The sequence below is a fragment of the Thermodesulfomicrobium thermophilum DSM 16697 genome (genome assembly GCF_059568695.1).
Genome location: NZ_JCANTW010000013.1, coordinates 314946 through 321408, shown reverse-complemented (window position 1 = coordinate 321408; position 6463 = coordinate 314946). Strand labels below are relative to the sequence as shown.

The window sequence follows — 6463 nt, the reverse complement described above, 5'->3', positions numbered from 1 at the left end:
CTCGCCCCTTCAAAGTCACTTTTCGCCTTCTCGGCAACGAACTTACGGATTTCCTGGGCAATTCTCCGATTCGACGCTTTGCCCCGTCCTTTGTGGACAAGGCCCACGGCTCCCTCCTCACGATACCGATTTTTCAGTCGAATCACCTGCCGGCAGCTCAGCCCGAGGACTTCTCCCGCCTCCCGAACCGTGAACGCTCCGGCTACTGCCTGCTCGATCACAAACGCCCGCCGCGCTTCCTCTGCCTTCATGAATACGTCACCCCGTGTCTTCATGGGATGACATTTCTATTGTCCCAGCCAGGGGTGACAATATCATTGTCCGGTAACAGTCCAGAGGTCCGAGAGTTGGCTTTTGCCTCGATCAATGACAACGTCGTCAGCCATGCATTCCTCCTTGCGTGTTGCGTTGACAGGGACTCCACATACCGCCCAGGGCGGCTGTGGCATGAGCACAAAAACAAAAAGCATGCCAACAAAAAAACAACTGTATCACATTGAAATAAAAAATTATTTTTGAGTCCCCCTCCATAAACTGCCAACTCCAGATAGCAGGATGCCTTCCTCAGGCTGCATTGCCAGCCCCTCCCAGGAAACCTACTGCAAGGAAAAACCAAGGAGCGAGCAGATGTCTCTCAAGCAGCGTTTTCTCCTGGTCTTGTCCCTGAGCATGGGGAGTTTGGGCGTTTTTTTTGCCGTGCTCCTCTCCATCAATCTCCGGGACCAGCTCGTCACCGACACCGAGCACAAGGCATCGCTCATCCTCTCCCAGGCCGAGGCCATTCAGACCTACGTGGCCACGGTGCTCCGGCCAGCCATGTACGCCCGTCTCGACCCCGACGCCTTCATCCTCGAGGCCATGTCCACCTCCTATGTCACCCGCAAAATCATGAGCAGCCTTGGGCTTCATGACGAACAAGTCCGCTACCGCCGCGTGGCCGTGGGGGCCCGCAATCCCGACTACGAGGCAGACTCTTTCGAGCGCGCCACCATGGAACGCTTTGCCGCAGACCCGACCTTGACCCGTATCGAAGAAATCACCCAATATAATGGGGACGAAGTGTTCCTGGCAGCCCGCCCGGTTCGACTCCAACCATCGTGCCTCCGCTGCCATGGCCGCCCCGCCGACGCGCCGAAAACCCTCCTTGAGCGCTACGGGAACGAACGCGGTTTCTGGCGACATCCTGGAGAGCTGGTGGGACTGGATATGGTTGTGGTGCCTGTAGGCAGCGCCCTGGGCCAAATCAAAGGCAAGACCGTAGGATTTCTCTCGCTTTTCGCTGTGGGCTTGGCAGGGTTCTACCTCACCATGCAGGTCTTTTTCGACCGCCTGGTGGTAGCCAATCTTCGCCGCGTCACCGACGTCTTGCGTCATTACTTCCCTCAAGAAGCAGGGGCCACGCCCAGCTCCACCGAATCCCCCGCCACCCACGACGAGATCGAGGAGATCTACACCGGCATCGAGACCTTGGCGGCCCGGCTCAAAGAGGCACGGGAAAACATCGAACAATACGCCCGCAACCTGGAAGGCATGGTCACGGCCCGCACCCGGGAACTCACCCACGAGGCTCAGGAGCGGCGCGCCGACGTGGCTCTTTTCGTGGACCTCTTCCACACCATCAATAGCGCCCACACCAACACCGAACTGCTCGGCTCCGCACTGGCCCAACTGGGAAAACGCTTTGGGGCAGATTGGGTATATTACCAATGCGGCTCCGGCATCGGGTCCGTCCTCTGGCCGCGCGACGCCCAACTGCCTGAGCCGCCGAACAATTGGCGCGACATCATCTCCTCCGGAGAGATGGTGACCACCGAGGACGAGGTGCTCATCCCGGTGCGTACCACGGACATCAGCCGGGGGATCCTGCGCCTGCACTTTCCCCGGCAAGGCCCCACCCCAGCCTCCCACGCCCCGGAGCTCTACCAAGCCATCGGCCACCAATTGGCCCTGGCCCTCGAAAACCTGGACGCCATCAACTCCCTCATGGCCCAAAACGCACTCCTCGCCTCCATTTTCGATGGCATCTCCGATCCGTTGGCACTCGTGGACAACCATCGCACCATCCTGCTGGCCAACGAACCCGCCCGCGCCTTGGCGCTCGCCCTCGGTGGCCCCGCCCCGGCCAGCGAACCCCTCAAGCTGCCGCCCCGCTTCTTCGGCGACCGCCCCTTCGACCCCAGCGAAGAAGGAGCCCCGGAAACCCCCATCCTCTCGTCGATCACCATGGAAGACGGCCGCTCCTTCGCCGTGGCCCGCTACCCGCTCCACGCACCGCCAAAACACCCCCGCCGTTTCGTGGTCTACGCCCGAGAAAACACCACCGAACGCCGCATGCTGGAGCGGCTGCGCCAAACGGAAAAACTCGTGGCCGTGGGCAAACTCGCCGCAGGGCTGGCGCACGAGGTCAACAACCCCCTCGGGGTCATCGTGTGCTATACGGAGCTCCTGCGCCAGAGCATCAGCGATCCCCAATGCCTGGAAGATCTGGCGGTCATCGAGCGCCACGCAGTGGCCGCCAAGAAAGTCCTGCGCGACCTCTTGGATTTTGCGCGGCCGCGCCCGGCGCAGACAGGGCCCTGTGACATCAGCGCGCTCCTCACCGGGCTTGCCCGCATCTTCGAAGTCCAGGCCCAGGCCCGACGCTGCACGCTTCGTCTCGAGCTGCCGCCTGACCCGCTTTTCGCCCGCGCGGACGCCAGCGCCTTGGAGCAAGTCGTCTCCAATCTTCTGCTCAACGCCCTGGACGCTGTGGAGCCCCATGCCGGGACCGTTACGCTGGGTGCCGCCTGCAGCGAAGATGGCCGCCACGCCGTGATCACCGTGGCGGACGACGGCCCCGGAATCCCGGAAAGCGACCTGCCCCATATTTTCGATCCGTTCTTCACCACCAAAGAGGTGGGCCGCGGCACCGGCCTCGGTCTTGCCGTCGCCTTTGGACTGATGCACGATATGGGCGGAACTATTGAAGCCCTCAACCAAGGCGGCGCACTCTTCGTGCTCACCCTGCCGCGGGAAGATTGCCCCAAGGACGACCAATGACCATGCCTCGTGTACTCTTGGTGGACGACCAGCCAGACTTTGCCAGGGGGCTGGTACGGCTGCTGACCCCAAAACTTCCGGACACCCAGATCGATTATGTCCTCAATGCCGAAGCTGCCCTCAAGGATCTCGAGACCACGCCCTGTGACGTCCTGGTCACCGACCTGCGCATGCCCGGCATCTCCGGCCTGGACCTGGTGCCCCGCGCCCTGGCCCTGCAACCCCGCCTGTGCGTGGTGGTCCTCACCGCCCACGGGGACATCGACTCCGCAGTCCTGGCCCTCAAGGCCGGCGCCTACGACTTCCTCACCAAACCCGTGGACTCGGATCACCTGACCCGAGTCATTACCAACGGCCTGGAACGCGCCGCGCTCCTCCGAGAAAACCAACGACTGCGGGCAGCGGTTGCGGCCTGCGGCAACCAGGTAGGGCTTTTGGGGACCTCGGCCGCCATGCGCCAAATCCATCAGGCCATCGCCGCCATCGCTGCCTCGGACTACACGGTGCTCGTGCGCGGCGAATCCGGTACCGGCAAAGAGCTCGCGGCCCGAGCCATCCACGCCCTGTCCCGCCGCGCCGACGGACCGTTCATCTCCGTCAACTGTCCAGCCATCCCCGAACAGTTGCTGGAAAGCGAACTCTTCGGCCACGTACGCGGGGCCTTCACCGGCGCCCAGCGCGACCGCCGCGGCCTCTTCGTGGCCGCCCATGGCGGAGTCCTCATGCTCGATGAAATCGGCGATCTCCCCATGAGCCTGCAGACCAAGCTGCTGCGTGTGCTCCAAGAAAACGAAGTGCGGCCAGTCGGGGCGAGCAAATCCATTTCCGTGGACGTGCGCATCATCGCCGTGACCAACCAGGACCTGGAAGCCAAGATCGCAGCCAAAAGCTTTCGCGAAGACCTCTACTATCGTCTCAACGTCTTGAGCCTCACCCTTCCCCCGCTGCGTGAGCGGGGCGACGACATCCCTCTCCTGGCCACGGCCTTTCTGGAACGCACCTGCCGAGAGCTCGGCGTCGGGGATAAAACCTTCTCCCCAGAGGCCCTCGCCCTCCTCTCGGCGCGCAACTGGCCGGGCAATGTCCGGGAACTGCTCAATTGCGTCCGCCGCGCCGCGGTCTTCAGCCCTGGGGACGTCATCAGCGCCGCCGCCATCTCCCAGGCCGAAGGTCTGCACAGCGCTGCGGAAGACGACCCGTCCGCCATCACCCCCTACCATACGGCCAAGGCCCATGTGCTCGACGCCTTCACGCGTCGCTACGTGGAGCGGATTCTCACCCACACCCGGGGCAACATCTCCGAGGCAGCGCGGATCTCAGGCCTGGAGCGCATGAGTCTCCAAAAGATTCTCAAGCGGCTGGGGATCACCGCAGAGTCCTTCCGCCTGCGGGCATAAAAAACGGGCTGCCCGCCATAGAGACCGGGCAACCCGCGAGCGCACACGCCGGGCGCAGCGCCCCGGCGGCCATGGGCCTATGCCCCCAGTTGCGCACCAATCTCCTGGAACAAGTCCGCCAAGACCACCACACCGATGATGCGGCCGCCTTCCTCCACCACGGCCCGGCCGCGGCGGTAGTCCAAAAAGAGCTCCAGTACCCGGGCCAGAGTGTCACCAGGTTTGATCACCGGCACGTCCACCTGGATGCAATCCATAAGCCCGACATTGGCACAGGAGCGGCACGCATGGGCAAAGGCCTTGTCCCAGTCCACTTCCGCAGGCTCCAGCAAGGTATCCCGCAAGAGGCACGGGCCAAGCCCCTGCACCAGGTTCCACATGGAGACCACCCCCAAAAAACGATCCGCCTTGGAAAAGACGAGTACAAAGGTGCTATCCGGATGCTTTTGGCGACTGGCGATGAGCGCCCGAATGGCGTCCGCCAGGCTTGCGTCTTCGCGGACCGAGGCAAAATCCTCGCGCATGATGTCCCACACCCGTTTGCGCAACAGCATGAGCAGTTCTCCTGATAGAGTTTTCCAAAAATTTTGCCTTCCTTGCCTCAATCGAAATCCGCCAGCAAGGCCCCAATATGCACCTCTTCGGTGAGGGCCTCCTGTCCCAGACGGCTGCGGATCCGCCACAGGGCCTGCTGGAGGTGGTCGTTGACCACCCCGTGGGTTTTGGAGGTGTATGCCTCGAGAAAGGCCGCCAACTGGTCACAAATCTTGAGCATGCGGCCATCCTTGGGGGCAAAGCGGTCCTCGTTGAACGTCCCTTGCAACTGCTCCCAATTGACACACGCCGGCCGACCATCCAAAGTCACCAAATCGCAAAACTCCGAGCCCACCTCCAGGCCCAAGAGATAGCGCAGACTGTCCGCAAGGGGGCGCGTCACCGGGGTGTCCAAAATGGCAAAGAGCCGACGCTCCAGCTCCCGCTTTTCATATTCCCGGATAAGATCGTCGATGCCCGCCACCGAGCCTTTCACCGGCGAGATGATGTCGCGCGTCAAAAGCTCCGGTACGTCATGAAAGAGCCCGGCGTAAAAGTCGTTACAGCGCCGCGCCGAGCAGGCGCCCACGACGATGCTGAAGAAATACGCCAAACACGCCACCAAAAACATATGCCCCAAAACCGAGGTCTCCGGGATGCGCGGGGTTTGCGACCACCGCTTCTGGAAGCGCAGGGTGCCGCACAGGGTCACAAAGCGCCCCAAGGCCGTGGCCGGCGCCTCGAGCAAGTCCGCCACGCCGGCAAGGTGCTGGCGGCGGACAAGGCCCTGCTGGAAATTGGCCTCGATCTCCGCCATCTCGTCGTCCCAGGGATTGAGGGGCCGGATGAGATGAAACTCCCAGCGACTGGCGAAAAGATGCGCCGCCGCCAGAATGCTCTCCGCCAACGACTCTTCCTCCCGGCCTTGGCGGTGACAATGCGCACACAGATCGTCCCAAAACTCCCGCCCCAGCGGTTGCACCCGCGGCCGCAACTGCTCCAGGACCCAGGCGGTGAGCCGGCCGTAGTGGTCCGGATTGGCCTTGATCTGATAAAAAACCGGCGGCTTGATATCGGTAATGACCAGTCGGTAGAGGTAGTCGAAGATGCCGCCGCGCACGATGTCTTCCCGCAGACGTACGGCCTGATCCTCCGGCAACCCTTGGGCCGCCAGTTCCCCCAAGGCCCAGGCGACGATCATCTTGTGCCCTTGCTTGTCCATTTCCACCAGTTCCATGGGCCGAAGCTTGTCGTTCCAGCGCTTCATGAAACTCCCGGAAAAGACCAATTGTAAAAGCCCTTTGCGGATGCTGGGCATAACTCCTCCCGCAGGAGCCAGAAAAATCCTTTACAAGCGAGACCTCGGCAGCTAAAAGCGACCTTCTCCTTATCCCACGAAGGTCACGTTCACGATGGTATGTGTACGGGAAAAAACGGGAAAGCACAAGGAACCCCGTCCTTGACGCCCGTCTTCCCACGATCTCAAGGCCAAC

Annotated in this window: 5 protein-coding genes; 2 read left to right on the top strand and 3 right to left on the bottom strand. The window is 62.2% G+C overall.

The window, feature by feature from the left end; genetic code table 11:
* Window positions 1–251, bottom strand: a 251-nt coding sequence (locus tag BR00_RS07325) for a helix-turn-helix domain-containing protein (RefSeq protein ID WP_496476933.1), incomplete at its 3' end; no start/stop codon positions are given.
* Window positions 252–627: 376 nt separating this feature from the next.
* Here BR00_RS07325 and BR00_RS07320 point away from each other — a divergent pair.
* A complete protein-coding gene (locus tag BR00_RS07320; RefSeq protein ID WP_496476932.1) occupies window positions 628–3039 on the top strand; it encodes a c-type heme family protein in 2412 nt (803 codons plus the stop codon).
* Window positions 3036–4436 (top strand): sigma-54-dependent transcriptional regulator, encoded by a 1401-nt coding sequence (locus tag BR00_RS07315; RefSeq protein WP_496476931.1) that lies wholly within the window; start codon window positions 3036–3038, stop codon window positions 4434–4436. The genes BR00_RS07320 and BR00_RS07315 overlap by 4 nt, the downstream gene beginning before the upstream one ends.
* Window positions 4437–4513: 77 nt before the next feature.
* Here BR00_RS07315 and BR00_RS07310 read toward each other — a convergent pair whose 3' ends face one another.
* Window positions 4514–4990 (bottom strand): CBS domain-containing protein, encoded by a 477-nt coding sequence (locus BR00_RS07310; RefSeq protein WP_496476930.1) that lies wholly within the window; start codon window positions 4988–4990, stop codon window positions 4514–4516.
* 47 nt (window positions 4991–5037) lie between these two features.
* Entirely contained in the window at window positions 5038–6288 is a 1251-nt protein-coding gene (locus BR00_RS07305; protein ID WP_496476929.1) for an HD domain-containing protein, read from the bottom strand.
* Window positions 6289–6463 lie beyond the last annotated feature (175 nt).

What these genes read in the sequence shown, in the direction of transcription:
- BR00_RS07310 (WP_496476930.1), bottom strand. Translation starts at nt 4,990, where the DNA reads ATGCTGTTGCGCAAACGGGTGTGGGACATCATGCGCGAGGATTTTGCC.
- BR00_RS07305 (WP_496476929.1), bottom strand. Translation starts at nt 6,288, where the DNA reads ATGCCCAGCATCCGCAAAGGGCTTTTACAATTGGTCTTTTCCGGGAGT.
- BR00_RS07315 (WP_496476931.1), top strand. Translation starts at nt 3,036, where the DNA reads ATGACCATGCCTCGTGTACTCTTGGTGGACGACCAGCCAGACTTTGCC.
- BR00_RS07320 (WP_496476932.1), top strand. Translation starts at nt 628, where the DNA reads ATGTCTCTCAAGCAGCGTTTTCTCCTGGTCTTGTCCCTGAGCATGGGG.